We start from the raw sequence: 19274 nt of genomic DNA on the forward strand, positions 1-19274 counted from the left end.
TGCCGGCATTGGCGCAGTTCAACAAGCGCGCCTGATTTCTTCTGTTACGGCCCTATCGCCGGCAAGCCAGCTCCCACAGGGATCGCATCAGGGCTGACAGGTGTTTGTCAGAAGATATCCAGCGCCTGTGAGATCGAGCGCCGCCCGCGCGGCGCTCGATCTCACAGGCACTGAAGAAGCAGCGCCTACCCTTGCCAGAAACCATAGAATCTCCCACAGGGATCACACAGGCTCAAGACCTGTGCAAGACCTACGGGAGCCGGCTTGCCGGCGATGCCGTTTCAGAGCCTTACGCTGGCAAAGGTCGATTCGTTACGCGCCTGACTCAGGGCAGCCATCGGCCCGCTGTGCGGCGACAAGGTCATGGCCTGCGGAATCGGCATCATTGCCACCTGCTGCGTGGTGTTGGAGCCCACGCGCTCATCACGCGGCGGAATGCCGAAGTACTCGCGGTAGCATTTGGAGAAGTGCGGCGTGGAGACGAAACCGCACACCGATGCAACTTCGATGATCGACATGGGTGTCTGTTTGAGCAGCTGCCGGGCGCGGATAAGGCGCAGCTTCAGGTAGTAGCGCGACGGCGAGCAGTGCAGGTACTTCTGGAACAACCGCTCGAGCTGGCGCCGCGACACCGACACATACACCGCCAACTCGTCCAGGTCGATAGGCTCTTCCAGGTTGGCTTCCATCAGCGCGACGATTTCCTGCAACTTCGGCTGGTTGGTACCGAGCATGTGCTTGAGCGGCACGCGCTGGTGATCCTGCTCGTTGCGAATGCGCTCGTAGACGAACATTTCGGAGATTGCCGCCGACAGCTCGCGGCCGTGGTCGCGGCTGATCAGGTGCAGCATCATGTCCAGCGGCGCGGTGCCGCCAGAGCTGGTGAAGCGGTTGCGGTCGAGGGTGAACAGGCGGGTACTCATGTTGACCCGCGGGTAGGCCTCCTGCATGGCGGCCAGGCATTCCCAGTGCACGCTGCAATCAAAGCCGTCGAGCAGGCCGGCACAGGCCAAGGCCCAGCTGCCCGTGCACACGGCACCCAGGCGCCGCGACTGACGCGCCTGGGCTTGCAGCCAGGTTACGTGCTCGCGGGTCACGGTGCGCTGAATGCCTACACCGCCGCAGACGATCACGGTGTCGATCGCAGGGGCGCTGTGCATGGCCGCGTCCGGGGTAATCTGCAAACCATCGCTGGCCCACACCTGGCCGCCATCGACCGTCAGCGTGTGCCAGCGGTACAATTCGCGGCCGGACAGCTGGTTGGCCATGCGCAGGGGCTCCACAGCCGAAGCCAGGGAAATCAGGGTGAAATTGTCCAATAGAAGAAACCCGATGGACTGGGGTGCTGTGCGGTTCTGGGACGTGGTCCCGGAGGTGTAGGACGTCATCGCGGTTTCTCCTCACACAAATGCTGGATGTGCCTCAGGCGGGCACTCATTTTCTTGTTATTGCCCCCGTCACATGCCGGGGGTGGGTGACCATTACCTACGCAAACGCCGTGCCTGAAATTGAATGGCCATCCAAAAAAACCTGAAAACGACCCCTTTGTCAGGCAAATCATAGGCTTTGGATGTGCTGGCCAAGTTGTCTCAAACAGCCGTGCTAGGCGCCGTGCGGGTAACGGCTGAGCAGTTTGGTGACACGCCATTGGGCAGTTGCCCAGAAACGACACTGTTTAGTGTCACCGACAAGTCCCACACTGATTACGACATCCGGCAATTGGCAGATTCGAGTGCACCATAAAGGAGCACTGGCAGGCCTTTTGCGCTGCCTTGAAACTCGAGGGCCTCTTGCCGGGTTCAACCGCCAAGAGGCCCTGGGTGCCTACTGGAACATCAGCATTCGATGGCATTGACCGCCAGGCCACCGCGGGAGGTTTCCTTGTACTTGTCGTGCATGTCGGCACCGGTGTCGCGCATGGTACGGATCACCTGGTCGAGGGAAATGAAGTGCTCGCCATCGCCACGCAGGGCCATTTGCACCGCGTTGATGGCTTTTACCGCAGCAATCGCGTTGCGCTCGATGCACGGCACCTGCACCAACCCGCCCACCGGGTCGCAGGTGAGCCCCAGGTTGTGCTCCAGGGCAATTTCCGCGGCGTTTTCCAGCTGCGCCGGGGTCGCGCCCAACACTTGCGCAAGGCCGGCAGCGGCCATGGCGCAGGCAGAGCCGACCTCACCCTGGCAGCCTACTTCGGCGCCGGAGATGGAAGCGTTCTTCTTGCACAGGATGCCGACCGCCGCAGCGCCCAGGAAGAAATCGGTAACACTGGACTCGTCCACCTCATCGCTGAAGCGCATGTAGTAGTGCAATACCGCCGGGATGATGCCCGCCGCGCCGTTGGTAGGCGCCGTCACCATGCGCCCGCCTGCGGCGTTCTCTTCGTTGACAGCCAGGGCGAACAGGTTGACCCACTCCATGGCACTCATGGTCGAGCCGATCACGTTGGGCTTGCCGATCTCCTGCAGGCTGCGGTGCAGCTTGGCGGCGCGGCGGCGCACATTTAGCCCACCGGGCAACGTACCCTCGTATTTCAGGCCGTTGTTGACGCATTCCTGCATGGCTTGCCAGAGCTTGCGCAAGCCGGCGTGAATCTCCTCTTCACTGCGCCAGACCTTTTCGTTGGCCATCATCAATTGCGACACGCTGAGGTCGTTTTGCTTGCACAGCTGCAGCAGCTCGGCGGCGCTGTTGAAATCGTACGGCAGCACCGTCTGGTCGGCATCGAGCACGCCACTGGCGGCCTGCGCGGCATCCACCACAAAGCCGCCACCCACCGAGTAATAGGTGTCTCGGTGCAACTCGCCCTGCTCGCCTTCGGCAACCAAGGTCATGGCGTTGGGGTGGTAAGGCAGGTTTTCGTCCAGCAGCAGCATGTCGCGCGCCCACACGAACTCGACAGGCAGGCGCCCGTCCAGCTTGAGGGTATTGGTTTCGCGCAGGTCGGCGATGCGCGGCACGATCTGGGTCGGGTCAATGGCGTCTGGCCATTCCCCCATCAGCCCCATGATGGTGGCGTTGTCGGTGCCGTGGCCGACGCCGGTGGCCGACAGCGAGCCATACAGGCGCACCTCGATCCGCCGCACCCGTTCCAACTCGCCGCGCTCGCGCAGCCCTTGGACAAACAGGGCGCCAGCACGCATGGGGCCGACGGTGTGGGAGCTGGAAGGCCCGACACCGATCTTGAACAGGTCGAACACGCTGATGGCCATTACCGAATCACCTCTTGCTGGGCTTGTCTGTGCGCGCCATGCGCACGGCGGGGTAGCTGCTAGGCTCAAGCAGGGCCGCCTTGAATTGCCAGCATCATCGGGCTTTTACCGGCCGCCTCGCCGTCTGCAACCGACGCCATTTTGTCCAGCAGCGCCGCACCGGTTTCACCTGGGGAATGGGCCCGACACGCCGTTTTCCATCGGCCTGTTGACGCAAAAATGCGGGCGAGGGGTTGGAAAAATCCATAAGCGACATCGCCCATACTGGATACGACCCGTTCCGTACTGGATACGACCCTACCAGTAGGCGATTGCCCGGCGGTGGAGGATTATCGAAAGCGACTCGTAAAGCACGGCCACGCATCCTGCCCTCTGCAGGCCTGGTCGACCGGACCGTCAGAACGTTCGGCGACCCACGCGAACCCGAAGACAAAATCTCAGGAGTCCACCCATGAAAGGTACACCCTCGCTGTTGCTGGTTGCGTTGCTGTCCGCACCGTTGCTGGCTCAGGCCGCCGAGCCCGAGCAGTGCCAGACGGTCCGTTTCTCCGATGTCGGCTGGACCGACATCACGGTCACCACTGCGACCACCAGCGTTGTGCTCGAAGCACTGGGTTACAAAACCCACACCACCATGATCTCGGTACCGGTGACCTACAAGTCGCTGGCTACCGGCAAGGACCTGGACGTGTTTCTCGGCAACTGGATGCCGACCATGGAAAACGATATCAAGCAGTACCGCGACGCCGGCACTGTGGACACCGTGCGCGCCAACCTGGAAAACGCCAAGTACACCCTGGCCGTGCCCCAGGCGCTGTATGACAAGGGCCTGAAGGATTTCAGCGACATTGCCAAGTTCCAGAAGGAGCTGGGCGGCAAGATCTACGGCATCGAACCCGGCAACGATGGCAACCGCACCATCCAGAGCATGATCGACAAGAACGCCTTCGGCCTGAAAGACGCCGGCTTCAAGCTGGTGCAGTCCAGCGAGGCCGGCATGCTGTCGCAGGTCGACCGGGCGCAGAAACGTGGCGAAGCCATGGTGTTCCTGGGCTGGGAACCGCACCCGATGAACACCCGCTTCAAGATGCAGTACCTGACCGGAGGGGACGAATACTTCGGCCCCGACTTCGGCAAGGCGACCGTATACACCAACACCCGCAAAGGCTACGTGCAGGAGTGCAGCAACGTTGGCCAACTGCTGAAGAACCTGTCGTTCGAGCTCAAGGATGAAAGCACCATGATGGGCTACGTCCTGGACGACAAGATGAAGCCCGAGGCCGCTGCCAAGAAATGGCTCAAGGACAACCCAGGCAAGCTGGACACCTGGTTGGCCGGCGTGACTACCGTGGATGGCAAACCCGGCCTGGAGGCGGCCAAGGCCAAGCTGACGCAATAACGCAATTCGCCATAGCGCTACCTCGGGGCAGGACCGTGCCTGCCCCGGGTTGAGTTCAATCTATGCAGGTGGAAGCTCGCTATCATGCTTATCGATCAGAAAATACCGCTGGGTCAGTACATCGCCTCGTTCGTTGAATGGCTGACCCTGCACGGCGCGAATTACTTCGACGCCATCGCACAGGGCCTGGAGTTCATGATCCACGGCGTCACCAGTGCCTTGACCTGGTTCAACCCGTTCGTCCTCACCGCCCTGTTCGCCGCCCTGGCGCACCTCATCCAGCGTAAATGGTCGCTGACCGCATTCGTCGCCCTGTCGTTCCTGTTGATTCTCAACCTGGGTTACTGGCAGGAAACCATGGAAACCCTGGCACAAGTGACCTTCGCCACCGTGGTGTGCGTGGCCATCGGTGTGCCGCTGGGCATCGTCGCCGCGCACAAACCGATGTTCTACACCGCCATGCGCCCGGTGCTCGACCTGATGCAAACGGTGCCCACCTTCGTGTACCTGATCCCCACCCTGACGCTGTTCGGCCTGGGCGTGGTGCCAGGGCTGATCTCGACCGTGGTGTTCGCCATTGCCGCCCCTATCCGCCTCACCTATCTGGGCATCTGCGACGTACCGCAGGAGCTGATGGACGCCGGCAAGGCGTTTGGCTGCTCGCGCCGCCAACTGCTCACCCGTATCGAACTGCCGCATGCGATGCCCAGCATCGCCGCCGGCGTTACCCAGTGCATCATGTTATCGCTGTCGATGGTGGTGATCGCCGCCCTGGTCGGCGCTGACGGCCTGGGCAAACCTGTGGTCAACGCACTGAACACCGCCGATATTTCCCTGGGCTTCGAAGCGGGCCTGGCGATCGTGCTGCTGGCGATCATGCTCGACCGTATCTGCAAGCAACCGGAACTGCCGGTAAGGGGTGAAGCATGAGCATCATTCGTTTCGAAGACGTCGACGTCATTTTCTCCAACAAGCCACGCGAGGCGCTGGCACTGCTGGACAAAGGCCAGACTCGCGAGCAGATCCTCAAGCAGACCGGCCTGGTGGTGGGCGTAGAAAAAGCCAACCTGGACATCCAGAAGGGCGAGATCTGCGTGTTGATGGGCCTGTCCGGTTCGGGCAAGTCGAGCCTGCTGCGCTGCATCAACGGCCTGAACACCGTCAGCCGCGGCAAGCTGTTTGTCGAACATGAAGGCAAGCACATCGACATCGCCCACTGCACCCCGGCCGAGCTGAAAATGATGCGCACCAAGCGCATTGCCATGGTGTTCCAGAAGTTCGCCCTGATGCCCTGGCTGACGGTACGCGAGAACATCAGCTTTGGCCTGGAAATGCAGGGCCGGCCAGAGAAGGAACGGCGCAAGCTGGTCGACGAGAAGCTTGAGCTGGTGGGCCTGACCCAGTGGCGCAACAAGAAGCCGGACGAACTGTCGGGCGGCATGCAGCAACGTGTTGGCCTGGCCCGCGCGCTGGCGATGGACGCCGACATCCTGCTGATGGACGAACCCTTCTCGGCACTGGACCCGCTGATCCGCCAGGGCTTGCAGGATGAACTGCTGGGCCTGCAGGCCAAGCTGAGCAAGACCATCGTGTTCGTCAGCCATGACCTGGACGAGGCGTTGAAGCTGGGTAGCCGTATCGCGATCATGAAAGACGGCCGGATCATCCAGTACAGCAAGCCGGAAGAAATCGTGCTAAACCCGGCCGACGAGTACGTGCGTACCTTCGTCGCCCACACCAACCCGCTGAACGTACTTTGCGGCCGCAGCCTGATGCGCAGCCTGGACAACTGCAAACGGGTCAATGGTTCGGTGTGCCTCGACCCGAGCGGCGACTCGTGGCTGGACCTGGGCGAAGGCAACTCGATCAAGCGCGCACGCCAAGGGCAAAACGGCCTGGAGATGCAGCAATGGGCGCCGGGGCAGTCGGTGGAAGGCCTGGGGCGTCGGCCGACGCTGGTGCATGCGGACATCGGCATGCGTGAAGCGCTGCAGATTCGCTACCACACCGGCAACAAGCTGGTGCTGCAGGAGAACGACAAACTGGTGGGGATTCTGGGGGATACCGAGCTGTATCACGCACTGCTTGGCAAGAACCACGGGTGATGCAATTGGGGCCGCGCTGCGGCCCTTTCGCGGGCACGCCCGCTCCCACAGTGTAGGAGCGGGCGTGCCCGCGAAGGGCTGCCAAGCAGCCCCAATCAATGTTTCAGCGAACGACGATCCCGCGCGCTGCCATGTAGGCCTTGGCCTCCGGCACCGTGTACTCGCCAAAGTGGAAAATGCTGGCCGCCAGCACCGCGCTGGCATGCCCTTGCACAATACCGTCAGCCAGGTGCTGCAGGTTACCCACCCCGCCCGAGGCAATCACTGGAATACCCAGCGCATCGCTGATGGCCCGGGTAACCCCCAGGTCGAAGCCGCTCTTCATGCCGTCCTGGTCCATGCTGGTCAGCAGGATCTCGCCGGCACCCAGGCCCTCCATCTTCTTCGCCCATGCCACCGCATCCAGCCCGGTCGGCTTGCGCCCACCGTGGGTGAAGATTTCCCAGCGGGGTTCTTCACCCGGCCCGGACACCTTCTTGGCGTCGATGGCCACGACAATGCACTGCGAGCCAAAACGGTCTGCCGCCTCGCCCACGAACTCCGGGTTGAATACCGCGGCGGTGTTGATCGACACCTTGTCTGCCCCGGCATTGAGCAGGTTGCGGATGTCCTGCACGGTACGCACGCCACCGCCCACGGTCAGCGGGATGAACACCTGGCTGGCCATGCGCTCGACGGTATGCAGGGTGGTATCGCGGCCATCGACGCTGGCGGTGATGTCGAGGAAAGTGATTTCGTCGGCACCCTGCTCGTTGTAGCGACGGGCAATTTCCACCGGGTCGCCGGCATCACGGATGTTCTCGAACTTGACGCCCTTGACCACCCGGCCGTTGTCCACGTCCAGGCAAGGGATGATGCGTTTAGCTAAAGCCATGGAAGCTCCTGGGGGCAGCTGCAAGCTTCAAGCGGCAAGCTGCAAGATAAAGCAGTACGCGGTCCGGCTTTTCTCTTGCAGCTTGCAGCTTGCAGCTTGCCGCTCCTATTCAATAGTTGTCGCAGAAGGCCTGGGCCTCGGCCACGTCGAGGGTGCCTTCGTAGATGGCACGGCCGGTGATGGCGCCGATGATGCCGGGGGCCTTGGCGTCCAGCAGAGCCTTGATGTCACCCAAGTTGTGAATGCCGCCCGAGGCAATTACCGGAATCGAGGTGGCTTCGGCCAATGCCTTGGTGAATGGCACGTTGCAGCCTTGCATCATGCCGTCCTTGGCGATGTCGGTGTAGACGATCGCCGAAACGCCATCGGCCTCGAAACGCTTGGCCAGGTCGATGACCTGCACCGAGCTGACTTCGGCCCAGCCGTCGGTGGCGACGAAGCCGTCCTTGGCATCCAGGCCAACGATGACCTTGCCCGGGAAGGCCTTGCACGCCTCGGCGACGAACGCTGGCTGCTTGACCGCCTTGGTGCCGATGATCACATAGCTGACGCCAGCCTTGACGTAGTGCTCGATGGTTTCCAGCGAACGAATGCCGCCGCCGATCTGAATCGGCAGGGTGGGGTAGCGCTTGGCAATGGCAGTGACCACTTCACCGTTGACCGGCTGGCCTTCGAAGGCGCCGTTCAGGTCGACCAGGTGCAGGCGGCGGCAGCCACCCTCGACCCACTTGGCGGCCATGCTCACCGGGTCGTCGGAGAATACCGTGGAGTCTTCCATACGGCCCTGGCGCAGGCGCACGCAGGCACCGTCCTTCAGATCGATAGCGGGGATAATCAGCATGCTCTTTCCTTCGTCAATTCAAGCGGCAAGTTGCAAGCGACAAGCTGCAAGCAATGCGCGTCGTGTATTCGATAGGCGATCCAGCTTCGGCTTGCAGCTTGAAGCTTGCAACTTTCAGCTTTTTTCAAGCGCCCACAGATCGCTTTCGATGCTCTCGAACCGCTCCTTGAGGTGCAGCTGAACATCGGCAATCGCCCTGTTGTAGTAATGGGGTGCAATTTCTTTGCTGAACAGCTCAAGGACCTCAGCCACCTCGAAAGACCCCAGCTCCAGCTCGAAACGGTCTTCGAGGAAGCGTTTGAGCGTAGCGAGCGCGTCGCGCTCCTGCTCAGGAGCCAGGGTGATGATCGGGGCCTTGGTCTTTGACCTGCTCATTTACCAACGCCCGTCCCAGGCGACGAAATTCTGCAGCAGCTGCAGGCCATGGGTATGGCTTTTCTCCGGGTGGAACTGCACGGCGAAGCGCGAGCCATCGGCCAGTGCGGCAGCGAAATCGACGCCGTAGTGGCCACGGCCGACCACCTGGCCAGGCTTGCCGGCATTGATGTAGTAGCTGTGCACGAAATAGAAACGTGCGCGGTCCGGAATGTCGTGCCACAGCGGGTGGTGGATGGTCTGGCTGACTTCGTTCCAGCCCATGTGCGGCACCTTCAGGTGCTCGCCGTCTTCTTGCAGGTCTTTGCCAAAGAAGCGCACCTGGCCGGGGAACAAACCGATGCAGTCGACGCCGGTGTTCTCCTCGCTGTGTTCGAGCAGTGCCTGCATACCCACGCAGATGCCCAGGAACGGCCGGTCCTGGCTGACTTCGCGCACCAGGCTGTCGAAGCCCAGGCGGCGGATTTCGGCCATGCAGTCGCGAATCGCACCTACCCCAGGGAACACCACGCGATCCGCCTCGCGGATGACCGCCGCATCACTGGTCACCAGCACTTTACCGGCACCGACGTGCTCGAGCGCCTTGGCCACCGAGTGCAGGTTGCCCATGCCATAGTCGAGTACGGCTACCGTCTGCATTTACAGGCACCCTTTGGTGGACGGCATCTGGCCGGCCATGCGCTCGTCCAGGGTGACCGCCATGCGCAGGGCACGGCCGAACGCCTTGAACACGGTTTCGATCTGGTGGTGAGTGTTATGGCCACGCAGGTTGTCGATGTGCAGGGTAACCAGGGCGTGGTTGACGAAGCCCTGGAAGAACTCCTGGAACAGGTCGACATCGAAGCCACCGACGCTGGCCCGGGTATACGGCACATGCATTTGCAGGCCGGGGCGGCCCGAGAAGTCGATGACCACGCGCGACAGCGCTTCGTCCAGCGGCACGTAGGCGTGGCCGTAGCGGAAGATGCCCTTCTTGTCACCGATGGCCTGGGCGAATGCCATGCCCAGGGTGATGCCAACGTCTTCGACGGTATGGTGGTCGTCGATATGGGTGTCACCCTTGCACTCGATATCCAGATCGATCAGCCCGTGGCGGGCGATCTGGTCCAGCATGTGTTCCAGGAAAGGCACACCGATATCGAATCGGGCCTTGCCACTGCCATCGAGGTTGATCGAGCACTTGACCTGGGTTTCCAGGGTGTTGCGCTCGACGGAAGCCTTACGTTCGACCATCACCAGCTCCGCAAAATCATTGGGCGAAAAGGGTGCCATTATAGGCCCAGAACGCGCCAGCTTGAAACGCGGATGACATATGGCAAAGCGAGCAATGACGGGGGGTTGATAGCGCTACAGGTCTATACAACCGGGTGAAGGGGGCTGCTTTGCAGCCCATCGCGACACAAGGCCGCTCTACAGGCCCCACCGTGTTCAAAGCCTAGGGTGGACCTGTGGGAGATTCTATGGTTTCTCGCAAGGGTAGCCGCAGCATCTTCAGCGCCTGTGAGATCGAGCGCCGCCCGCGCGGCGCAATCGCGAGCTGCGCTCGCTCCTACGTTTGTTTCGGGCCAGTAACGCCTGTGACAGGCGCGCGCGGCCGCCTTGTTTGTACGGCGCGATATTGAGGCATGCACCAAGGCGTTCGCGCGCGAATCCCACAGGAATAATTGGCCCGAAACAAACGTAGGAGCGAGCGCAGCTCGCGATTGCGCCGCGCGGGCGGCGCTCGCTCTAACAGGCGCTGCATACCTTGTGGCAAACACCTGTCAGCCCTGATGCGATCCCCGTGGGAGCTGGCTTGCCGGCGATAGGGCCGGTACAGCCGGCAAATTCAGCCGGCTGTATCACTCATCAATGGAACAGTACCGCCGTCTTCTGCAGGGTAATCCACACCCCCCAGGCCAACGGCACAACCACCACTGCCCAGGCCAGCAGCACCAGCGGCAGGCTACCCGGCGCGGCTTTCCACTCCAGCGAACGCGCGCCATCGGCGCCCTTGTCATGGCTCAACGCCCGCTCGGCCGCCAGCTCGGCATCGCTCATGAAGTGCTTGTCGGCAACCGGCCGCACCAGCATGTTGCAGATAAAGCCCAGCACCAGCAGCCCGGCAAGGATATACAGCGTCATGTCATAGGCTGCCGCGCGTTCTACCCCGGCTGCCAGCTGCGACTCGCGCAGGTAGGTGATCAGCACTGGCCCCAGCACACCTGCAGCCGCCCAGGCGGTCAGCAGGCGCCCATGAATGGCACCGACCATCTGCGTACCGAACAAGTCGGCCAGGTACGCCGGCACCGTGGCGAAGCCACCGCCATACATCGACAGGATGATGCAGAACGCCGCCACGAACAGCGCCACATTGCCCAGGTGGCCCATGTTCGGCACCAGGCTGTACAAGCCCACGCCCAGGGCGAAGAAAGCGAAGTAGGTGTTCTTGCGCCCGATGTAGTCGGAGAACGATGCCCAGAAGAACCGGCCACCGATGTTGAACAGGCTCAGCAGGCCGGTGAAGCCGGCGGCGATCGCGGCGATCTGCGCCAGTTGCGCGGCGTTCAGCTCGCTGAAGGTGAGCTCGTTGCCCAGCAGCTTGCCAGCGAACACTTCCTGCAGCAGCGGCGAAGCCATGCCGATGATACCGATGCCGGCAGACACGTTCAGGCACAGCACCAGCCAGATCAGCGCAAATTGCGGGGTTTTCCACGCCACACTGACGTGCACGTGGCGGTCGGTGACCATGGTGTTGCCGGCTTTTTTCAGCGGCGCAGTCCAGCCTTCAGGCTTCCAGCCGGTGGGCGGCACGCGGTAGGCCAGGGCGCCGGCAGTCATGAACACGAAGTAGATCGCCGCCATGGCAACGAAGCTCTGCCACACCCCCACTTCCTGCGCGTTGCCAAAGTGGCCCATCAGTGCGGTGGCCAGTGGCGCACCGACCATGGCGCCGCCGCCAAAGCCCATGATGGCCATGCCGGTGGCCATGCCGCGCTTGTCCGGGAACCATTTGATCAGGGTCGATACCGGCGAGATATACCCCAGCCCCAGGCCGATACCGCCGATCACCCCGGAACCCAGCCACATCAGCCACAGTTGGTGGGTTTTGACCCCAATGGCCGAAATCAGCATGCCGCCACACCAGCACAGCGCCGATACCAGGCCAGCCTTGCGTGGGCCGGCGTGCTCCAGCCAGCCACCCAGCACGGCCGCCGAGCAGCCCAGGAAGACGAAGAACAGGGTGTAGATCCAGCTCAGCATGGAAATCGGCCAGTCGCATTCGGCGCTGAACAGGCGGGCCACGAAGCCCATGTCGGCCGCGCACGCCACTGGGGCGGTGATACCCAGGGCTTGCGACAGTGGCAGCCAGAACACTGAGAAGCCATAGGCCATGCCGATACACAGGTGAATGGCCAGGGCAGCTGGCGGAACCAGCCAACGGTTGAAGCCCGGGCGGGCGATGATGCGCTCCTTCGACAGGAAGCCTGGCGTACTCGCCGGGGCGCCCGTCGTGACGGTACTGGTCATGAACGTGATCCTTTTCTTATAGGGTGAGGGCAGGCAAAGCGGCGCAAGGTTAGCAGGATCGAGTCGCGTGAAAGCAATCTGATATCGTGTTTTTTTTGCTTGGCTGAATCGATCATGTCCCCCTTTTAAAGACGTACTACCGACTAAAAGCGTAGGAAATATCCTGCATCTCTGGTCGAATACGCAGGGATATGCATGGCGGCGCTATACTCAGCCGCTTGAATTTCAAAATCGGACTACAAGGATTCGCCCATGAAAGCGTTCGGCAAAATCCTGGGACTGGGGCTTCTCGGGTTGCTGCTGATCATCGTGGCGCTGGGCTTCGCCCTGACCCACCTATTCGATCCCAACGACTATAAAGACGAGATTCGCCAACTGGCACGCGACAAGGCACATGTCGAACTGACCCTCAACGGTGATATCGGCTGGAGCCTGTTCCCATGGCTGGGGCTGGAGCTGCACGAGGCCAGCATCGCCACCTTGGCCAAACCCAACGAGCCGTTCGCCGACCTGCAGATGCTCGGCTTGTCGGTACGGGTACTGCCGCTGCTGCGCCGCGAGGTGCAAATGAGCGACGTGCGCGTCGAGGGCCTGAACCTGACCCTGGCCCGTGACGAACAAGGCCATGGCAACTGGGAAGACATTGGCAAACCGCTGCCTGCGCAGCCTGGCACTGCCACCGACGCACCGGCCCAGGCCCCCTCCGAGCAGAAACCCGCGGCCGCCGACGGCAACGAACGCCCTGTCAAGCTGGACATCGACAGCCTGACCGTCAACAACGCCCGGGTGCAGTACACCGACGCCAAGACCGGCCAGAGCTACAGCGCTGAAAGCATCCAGCTGAGCACCGGCCCCGTGCATGAAGGCGCGAACATCCCACTCAAGGCCAGTGCTTTTGTCAGTGCCAACCAGCCGAATATCAAAGCCCGCACCGAGCTGGCCGGCGAACTGCGTTTCGACCGCAAGCTCAAGCGCTACAACTTCGAGGACATGCGCCTGTCGGGCGAAACTTCGGGTGAACCGACCGGCGGCAAAACGGTGGCCTTCGTTGCCCAGGGCCAGTTGCTGGTCGACATGGCCGCCAACGTCGCCTCCTGGAACGGCCTGAAAGTCTCGGCCAACCAACTGCGCGCCCTGGGTGAACTGAACCTGCGCGACCTGGACAAGACCCCCCAGTTGAGCGGCGGCCTGTCCATTGCCCAGTTCGACCTGCGCACCTTCCTGGACGGCATCGGCCACCCGCTGCCGGCAACCAACGACCCGGCAGCCTTCGGCAAGCTGGAGCTGGTGACCCGCCTGCAAGGCACACCCAGCAGCCTGAGCCTGGATGACCTGGCAGTGAAGCTGGACGACAGCACGTTCAGCGGGCGCGTAGCCATCGAAGACTTCGCCAGGCAAGCCCTGCGCCTGCAGCTTAAAGGCGACAGCTTCGACGCCGACCGCTACCTGCCGGCCAAGAGCGAACAAGCCAAAGGCGCCACGGCTGCGCGCCAGGCCGAGGTCAAGCAACAGGAAGCCAGCGCGGTTGCCGGTGCCGGCACCACACCGTTGCCCAACGCACCGACCCAGGTGGCCTGGAGCGATGACAAGCTGCTGCCGGTCGACCGCCTGCGTACCCTGGACCTGCAGGCCGAGCTGGCCTTTGGCTCGCTGACCCTGGACAAACTGCCGATCGTCGACGCCCAGCTCAAGGCCAGCGGCCAGGGCGGCCTGCTGACCCTGCAAACCCTGCGCGGTGGCCTGTACAACGGCACCTTCGACGCCAAGGGTACGGTCGATGTGCGCCCTGCCGTGCCACAGCTGGGGGTCAGCACCCGCATCCAACGGGTGCCGGTGGAGCACTTCATCAAGGCCGACGGCAAGGAGCAGGCACCACCGGTCAAGGGCCTGCTGACCCTGACCAGTGATCTGACCGCCACCGGCAACAGCCAGAAGGCACTGGTAGACACGCTCAATGGCAGTGCAAACTTCACCATCAACGACGGTGTGCTGGTCAATGCCAACCTTGAGCAGCAACTGTGCCAGGCCATCGCCACCCTCAACCGCAAAACCCTCACCGGCGAGCCACGCGGCAAGGACACCCCGTTCCAGGAACTGCGTGGCAGCCTGGTGGTGCGCAATGGCGTTGCCAGTAACCCGGACCTCAAGGCACGCATCCCGGGCCTGACCGTGAACGGCCATGGCGACCTCGACCTGCGTGTACTGGGTATGGACTACAACATCGGCGTGATCGTCGAAGGCGACCAGCGTGCCATGCCGGACCCTGCCTGCCAGGTCAACGAGCGCTATGTGGGGGTTGAAGTACCGCTGCATTGCCGCGGCCCGCTGGAGCTGGGCGCCAAGGCCTGCCGCCTGGACCAGAACGGCCTGGGCAAGGTCGCAGCCAAGCTGGCCGGTGACCGCCTCAAAGACAAGATCGACGAAAAGCTCGATGAAAAACTCGGAGACAAAGTGAGCCCGGAATTGAAAGACGCGCTCAAGGGGCTGTTCAAGCGATGACCCCAGAGCAGTTCTCCAGCGCTGTGCTGGACTGGTACGACGAACACGGCCGCCACGACCTGCCCTGGCAACAGGGCATAACCCCGTACCGGGTGTGGGTGTCGGAAATCATGTTGCAGCAAACCCAGGTCAGCACCGTACTGAACTACTTCGACCGCTTCATGCAGGCGCTGCCGACCGTGCAGGCGCTGGCCGAAGCGCCCGAAGACGAAGTGCTGCACCTGTGGACCGGGCTGGGTTACTACGCGCGCGCCCGCAACCTGCAAAAAGCCGCGAAGATCGTCGTGGCGCAACATGGTGGCGAGTTCCCGCGCAGTGTCGAGCAGCTCACCGAGCTGCCCGGTATCGGCCGCTCCACGGCCGGTGCCATCGCCAGCATCAGCATGGGCATCCGCGCGCCGATCCTCGACGGCAACGTCAAGCGCGTGCTGGCCCGCTTCACCGCCCAGGGCGGCTACCCGGGCGAACCGAAGGTGGCAAACCAGCTGTGGGCCACGGCCGAGCGTTTTACCCCGCAGCAGCGCGCCAACCACTACACCCAGGCCATGATGGACATGGGTGCCACGCTGTGCACGCGCAGCAAGCCCAGTTGCCTGATCTGCCCGCTGCAACGTGGCTGCGAAGCCCACCTGCACGGTGAAGAAACCCGCTACCCCGAACCCAAACCGCGCAAGGCGCTGCCACAGCGCCGCACGCTGATGCCACTGCTGGCCAACCACGAGGGCGCCATTCTGCTTTATCGGCGCCCGTCCAGCGGCCTGTGGGGTGGCTTGTGGAGCCTGCCAGAGCTGGACGACATCGCCCAACTCGACGACCTGGCCTACCAGCACGGTTTGCGCCTGGCCGGCAGCCAGGCCATGGATGGCCTGACCCACACCTTCAGCCACTTCCAGCTGGCGATCGAGCCCTGGCTGGTGCGTGTCGCGCCGCTTGGCGAGCACGTGGCCGAGGCTGACTGGCTCTGGTATAACCTCGCCACCCCGCCGCGCCTGGGCCTTGCCGCCCCGGTGAAAAAACTGCTTAAGCGCGCGGCCGACGAACTGATTGCAGGAGATGCCTGATGACCCGCACCGTGATGTGCCGCAAATACCAAGAAGAACTGCCAGGCCTGGAACGCCCGCCCTACCCCGGCGCCAAGGGCCAGGACATCTTCGAACACATCTCGCAGAAAGCCTGGGCCGACTGGCAGAAACACCAGACCATGCTGATCAACGAGAAGCGCCTGAACATGATGAACGCCGAGGACCGCAAATTCCTCCAGGCTGAAATGGACAAGTTTTTCGCCGGTGAGGAATACGCCCAGGCGGAAGGCTACGTGCCACCCTCGGAATGACCCCACGAACCGTAAGCGACGGAATTAATTTAAAATTTTTTGAAAAAGTCGTTGACGGCCCGGGAGAAAATCTATTTAATTCACCTCGTCGCCCAGATAGCTCAGTCGGTAGAGCAGAGGATTGAAAATCCTCGTGTCGGCGGTTCGACTCCGTCTCTGGGCACCACCTTCAAGCTTCTGGTGGTTGCAAAGTTACCCGAAGCGACAACAAGAAACCCGCCAAGTGCGGGTTTTTTGTTGTCTGCGGTTTTTGCTCAAGCTTTGGCAGCTAAAGCATTTCGCCGCCAAGGCCCCATAAGCTTTACCCCACTGAGCGTGGCAGCACTTCGGCATGGAGCCGAACGCCAAGCGCCGCCATTACCTTCATGATGGTCGCCAGGCTCGGATTACCTTCAGCAGACAAGGCCTTGTACAACCCTTCCCGCGTGAGCCCAGTATCACGTGCCAACTGAGCCATACCACGAGCGCGAGCGATGTCACCCAAGGCAGCAGCGAGCAGTGCAGGGTCGTTTTCCTCCAGACAGGCCTCAAGGTACAAGGCCATGTCCTCTTCAGTTTTCAAATGGTCCACAGCGTCCCATTTGGTCAGTTTGATGTTTGTCATGATGGTCTCCTAGAGGTCACGAGCCAGCTTGAGCGCGGATTTGATATCCCTGGCTTGGCTAGATTTGTCGCCACCTGCCAGAAGGATGATCACTTCATAACCTCGCTGAACGAAATACACCCGATAGCCCGGACCATAATCGACCCGAAGCTCGGACACCCCCTCAGCAACTGGCTTACAGTCACCCTTCACTCCGAGCTCCGAGCTCCAACCGCCGCAACCGGGCGTTTATGCGAGCTTTCGCCCGCGGATCCCGCAGTGCTACGAACCACCTTCGGTAGGTTTCGGTCTGGATTAATGTATGCATGAAGAAAATGTAAACCACAGTTCACACTACAGACAATGTGTAGCTGTTTCAAACTGTTTGTGCGGGGGTCCTGCCCTGCCTCCTCCAGCAGCTGCACTTGGGTTTCCTGGGCAACTGCGCTTCAATACGCGCACCTACCGAACACACCCAAGGATTCAAGCCCTCATGGCCACCCCTACCAAGCAACAAAAACGCGCCAAGCGTGCCGCCAGCAAGGCCAAGCAGAACCGCATGGTACGCAGCGGGCAGGCGGTCAAGGCCAGTGCCGGTGACAGCGCCAGCGTCGAGCAGGTGTACAACAAGGCGATGGAGTCGGGCAGCTACGACGCCATGTTCACCAAAATGAAGGAAGCACAGGAGAGCGGCGGCCTGGTGCCGATGATTTCGGTATTCCTGGTAGACCCGCTTCTGGCGCTGGTTCTCAAGGGGCACAAGGAAGAACACGCCACCGACTATATCGTGCTGGTGTTCACCGCCTACCGCGCGTGGCTCGACGGCGCCGATGAAGAGGCGACCATGGCCTGGCTGGAGAGCGATGAGTTCCAGGCGGCCTATGTAGCGGCCTCCGAGCTGGTGGCCAAGCAGCAGCAAAAACAGTTTGGCTAACAGGGTCATGTAGCCTGTACCGGCCTCTTCGCGGGCTCGCCCGCTCCCACAGGTCAAGCACAAGCTCGAAGGCAACGCCGCCCCTGTGGGAGCGGGCATGCCCGCGAAAGGGCCGGCCCAGGCAACAAAAAAGGCCGCGCCCCTCTCAGGACGCGGCCTTTTCAGTGCAGCCAGCGTGGATTAGTTATCCAGCGCCACCCGCCCGGCAGCTTCACGCTTGCGGTGCACCAGCAAGCCAGCCGCCACCACACCAATGCTCAGCAGCGCCGTTGCGATAATCTCGGCACGGTGGTCCTCGCGCAGGGCCATCACCACCAGAATCGCCACGATGAAGGCAATGGTCGCCCAGGTCAGGCCCGGGAACAGCCACATCTTGAAGGTGATCTTCTCACCACGGGCCTCACGCTGTGCGCGCATGCGCAGTTGCGACACGGCAATCACCAAGTACACCAGCAGCGCAATCGCACCCGAACTTGCCAGCAGGAACTCGAACACCTGGGCCGGGGCCACGAAGTTGGCGAACACGCACAGGAACGCTGCAGCCGTGGACAGCAATACCGCCACATGCGGCGTAGCGGCCTTGGTGGTGCGCTGGGCAACAGCCGGGGCATCACCGCGCTTGCTCAACGAGAACAGCATGCGCGAAGAGGTGTACAGCGCCGAGTTCAGGCAACTGGTCACCGCAACCAGCACCACGATGTCGACGATCAACTTGGCATTCGGCACGCCGATGCGGCTGAGCACGGTCTGGTAGGAACCGGTTTCGGCCAGCGCCGGGTCGTTCCACGGCACCAGAGCCACCACCAGGAAGATCGAAACCAGGTAGAACAGGCAGATACGCCAGATCACCGAATTGGTCGCGCGGCTGATCTGCTTGCCCGGGTCTTTCGATTCGGCAGCGGCGATAGTGACGATTTCCGTACCCATGAACGAGAACATGGTGGTGAGCATGGCCGCCAGCACAGCACCCAGGCCGTTCGGCATGAAGCCCTGGGTGTCGAACAGGTGGCTGGCACCGCTGACCTGGCTATTGGGCACAAAGCCGAACATGGCCGCGCAACCCACAGCAATGAAGCCGATGATGGCCAGCACTTTCAACAGGGCGAACCAGAACTCGAACTCACCGTAGTTCTTTACGCTGCACAGGTTGGTCAGGGTCAGCGCCAAGGTGATAACCAAGGAAAACGCCCACAGGTCTACGGCAGGGAACCAGGCATGCAGAATGGCCGCAGCGGCGTTGGCCTCAAGCGGGATCACCAGCACCCAGAACCACCAGTACAGCCAGCCAATGGTGAAGCCGGCCCAGCGCCCGATGGCACGGTCGGCATAAGTAGAGAACGAACCGGTGTCAGGCGAGGCGACCGCCATTTCACCCAGCATGCGCATTACCAGCACCACCAGCGTACCGGCGGCGGCATAGGCCAGCAGCACGGCCGGGCCGGCGGCCGCGATGGCGTGGCCAGAGCCTACGAACAGGCCGGCACCGATGACGCCAGCGATGGACAGCATGGTCACATGCCGTTGTTTGAGCCCCTGAGCGAGGTCATTGGAATTGTTACCGCTCATTGAAACTACCTTTGTAAGGAGTGGACCACTGCGACTGCGGTTA

At 62.1% G+C, this 19274-nt stretch carries 17 protein-coding genes, 1 tRNA gene and 1 pseudogene; 8 read left to right on the plus strand and 11 right to left on the minus strand.

Annotation, left to right across the window (positions count from 1 at the left end):
* Window positions 1-281 precede the first annotated feature (281 nt).
* Window positions 282-1388 (minus strand): GlxA family transcriptional regulator, encoded by a 1107-nt coding sequence (locus DMX12_RS13950; RefSeq protein ID WP_110678155.1) that lies wholly within the window; start codon window positions 1386-1388, stop codon window positions 282-284.
* A 447-nt stretch (window positions 1389-1835) separates the two neighbouring features.
* Window positions 1836-3212 (minus strand): L-serine ammonia-lyase, encoded by a 1377-nt coding sequence (locus DMX12_RS13955; RefSeq protein ID WP_110678157.1) that lies wholly within the window; start codon window positions 3210-3212, stop codon window positions 1836-1838.
* Between the two features lie 451 nt (window positions 3213-3663).
* Between DMX12_RS13955 and DMX12_RS13960 the strand changes: the two genes are divergently transcribed.
* The 3 genes from DMX12_RS13960 to choV all read left to right on the plus strand — a co-directional run bounded on the left by DMX12_RS13960 (window position 3664) and on the right by choV (window position 6716).
* Window positions 3664-4611: a choline ABC transporter substrate-binding protein gene (locus tag DMX12_RS13960; protein ID WP_054905525.1), complete on the plus strand. Its 948-nt coding sequence runs from the start codon at window positions 3664-3666 to the stop codon at window positions 4609-4611.
* 81 nt (window positions 4612-4692) lie between these two features.
* The gene (gene choW / locus DMX12_RS13965) at window positions 4693-5541 is read left to right on the plus strand and encodes a choline ABC transporter permease subunit (protein WP_172828412.1); all 849 of its coding nucleotides are present in this window, start codon (window positions 4693-4695) and stop codon (window positions 5539-5541) included.
* Complete coding sequence (choV, locus tag DMX12_RS13970; RefSeq protein WP_009682886.1) at window positions 5538-6716, plus strand: choline ABC transporter ATP-binding protein; 1179 nt, start codon at window positions 5538-5540, stop codon at window positions 6714-6716. Before choW ends, choV begins: the two co-directional genes overlap by 4 nt.
* 103 nt (window positions 6717-6819) lie before the next feature.
* Here the strand turns inward: choV and hisF are convergent, their stop codons facing one another.
* From hisF to DMX12_RS14000, 6 genes are all read right to left on the minus strand, one after another.
* Window positions 6820-7590 (minus strand): imidazole glycerol phosphate synthase subunit HisF, encoded by a 771-nt coding sequence (gene hisF / locus DMX12_RS13975; RefSeq protein ID WP_029886410.1) that lies wholly within the window; start codon window positions 7588-7590, stop codon window positions 6820-6822.
* A gap of 109 nt (window positions 7591-7699) precedes the next feature.
* Complete coding sequence (gene hisA, locus DMX12_RS13980) at window positions 7700-8431, minus strand: 1-(5-phosphoribosyl)-5-[(5-phosphoribosylamino)methylideneamino]imidazole-4-carboxamide isomerase (protein ID WP_009682884.1); 732 nt, start codon at window positions 8429-8431, stop codon at window positions 7700-7702.
* Between the two features lie 114 nt (window positions 8432-8545).
* Entirely contained in the window at window positions 8546-8806 is a 261-nt protein-coding gene (locus tag DMX12_RS13985; RefSeq protein ID WP_009682883.1) for a DUF2164 domain-containing protein, read from the minus strand.
* Window positions 8807-9445, minus strand: a complete 639-nt coding sequence (gene hisH, locus DMX12_RS13990; protein WP_110678159.1) for an imidazole glycerol phosphate synthase subunit HisH — start codon at window positions 9443-9445, stop codon at window positions 8807-8809.
* Complete coding sequence (hisB, locus tag DMX12_RS13995) at window positions 9446-10039, minus strand: imidazoleglycerol-phosphate dehydratase HisB (RefSeq protein WP_009682881.1); 594 nt, start codon at window positions 10037-10039, stop codon at window positions 9446-9448.
* Between the two features lie 615 nt (window positions 10040-10654).
* Window positions 10655-12316, minus strand: coding sequence for an OFA family MFS transporter (locus tag DMX12_RS14000; RefSeq protein ID WP_047150101.1), 1662 nt, complete (start codon window positions 12314-12316; stop codon window positions 10655-10657).
* 252 nt (window positions 12317-12568) lie between these two features.
* On the opposite strand from DMX12_RS14000, the gene DMX12_RS14005 reads away from it, so the two are divergent.
* The 4 genes from DMX12_RS14005 to DMX12_RS14020 all read left to right on the plus strand — a co-directional run bounded on the left by DMX12_RS14005 (window position 12569) and on the right by DMX12_RS14020 (window position 16314).
* Window positions 12569-14815 (plus strand): AsmA family protein, encoded by a 2247-nt coding sequence (locus DMX12_RS14005; RefSeq protein WP_110678161.1) that lies wholly within the window; start codon window positions 12569-12571, stop codon window positions 14813-14815.
* On the plus strand, window positions 14812-15876 hold the full coding sequence (gene mutY, locus DMX12_RS14010; protein WP_110678163.1) for an A/G-specific adenine glycosylase: 1065 nt from the start codon (window positions 14812-14814) through the stop codon (window positions 15874-15876). Before DMX12_RS14005 ends, mutY begins: the two co-directional genes overlap by 4 nt.
* Window positions 15876-16148 carry an oxidative damage protection protein gene (locus tag DMX12_RS14015; RefSeq protein ID WP_009682876.1) on the plus strand — a complete coding sequence of 91 codons (273 nt, stop codon included), beginning with the start codon at window positions 15876-15878 and terminating at the stop codon, window positions 16146-16148. Before mutY ends, DMX12_RS14015 begins: the two co-directional genes overlap by 1 nt.
* Window positions 16149-16238: 90 nt before the next feature.
* A tRNA-Phe gene (locus tag DMX12_RS14020) sits at window positions 16239-16314 on the plus strand.
* 135 nt (window positions 16315-16449) lie between these two features.
* Here the strand turns inward: DMX12_RS14020 and DMX12_RS14025 are convergent.
* Window positions 16450-16752 carry an addiction module antidote protein gene (locus tag DMX12_RS14025; RefSeq protein ID WP_029887656.1) on the minus strand — a complete coding sequence of 101 codons (303 nt, stop codon included), beginning with the start codon at window positions 16750-16752 and terminating at the stop codon, window positions 16450-16452.
* 9 nt (window positions 16753-16761) lie between these two features.
* Window positions 16762-17059: pseudogene (locus DMX12_RS14030) on the minus strand (type II toxin-antitoxin system RelE/ParE family toxin).
* 165 nt (window positions 17060-17224) lie between these two features.
* Here DMX12_RS14030 and DMX12_RS14035 point away from each other — a divergent pair.
* Window positions 17225-17665: a hypothetical protein gene (locus tag DMX12_RS14035; RefSeq protein WP_009682874.1), complete on the plus strand. Its 441-nt coding sequence runs from the start codon at window positions 17225-17227 to the stop codon at window positions 17663-17665.
* Window positions 17666-17845: 180 nt separating this feature from the next.
* Here the strand turns inward: DMX12_RS14035 and gabP are convergent, their stop codons facing one another.
* Window positions 17846-19231, minus strand: a complete 1386-nt coding sequence (gene gabP, locus DMX12_RS14040) for a GABA permease (protein ID WP_029887657.1) — start codon at window positions 19229-19231, stop codon at window positions 17846-17848.
* Window positions 19232-19274: the final 43 nt, after the last annotated feature.

Origin of the sequence: Pseudomonas sp. MB-090624 (assembly GCF_003205245.1) — a bacterium.
Taxonomy (GTDB): domain Bacteria; phylum Pseudomonadota; class Gammaproteobacteria; order Pseudomonadales; family Pseudomonadaceae; genus Aquipseudomonas; species Aquipseudomonas juntendi.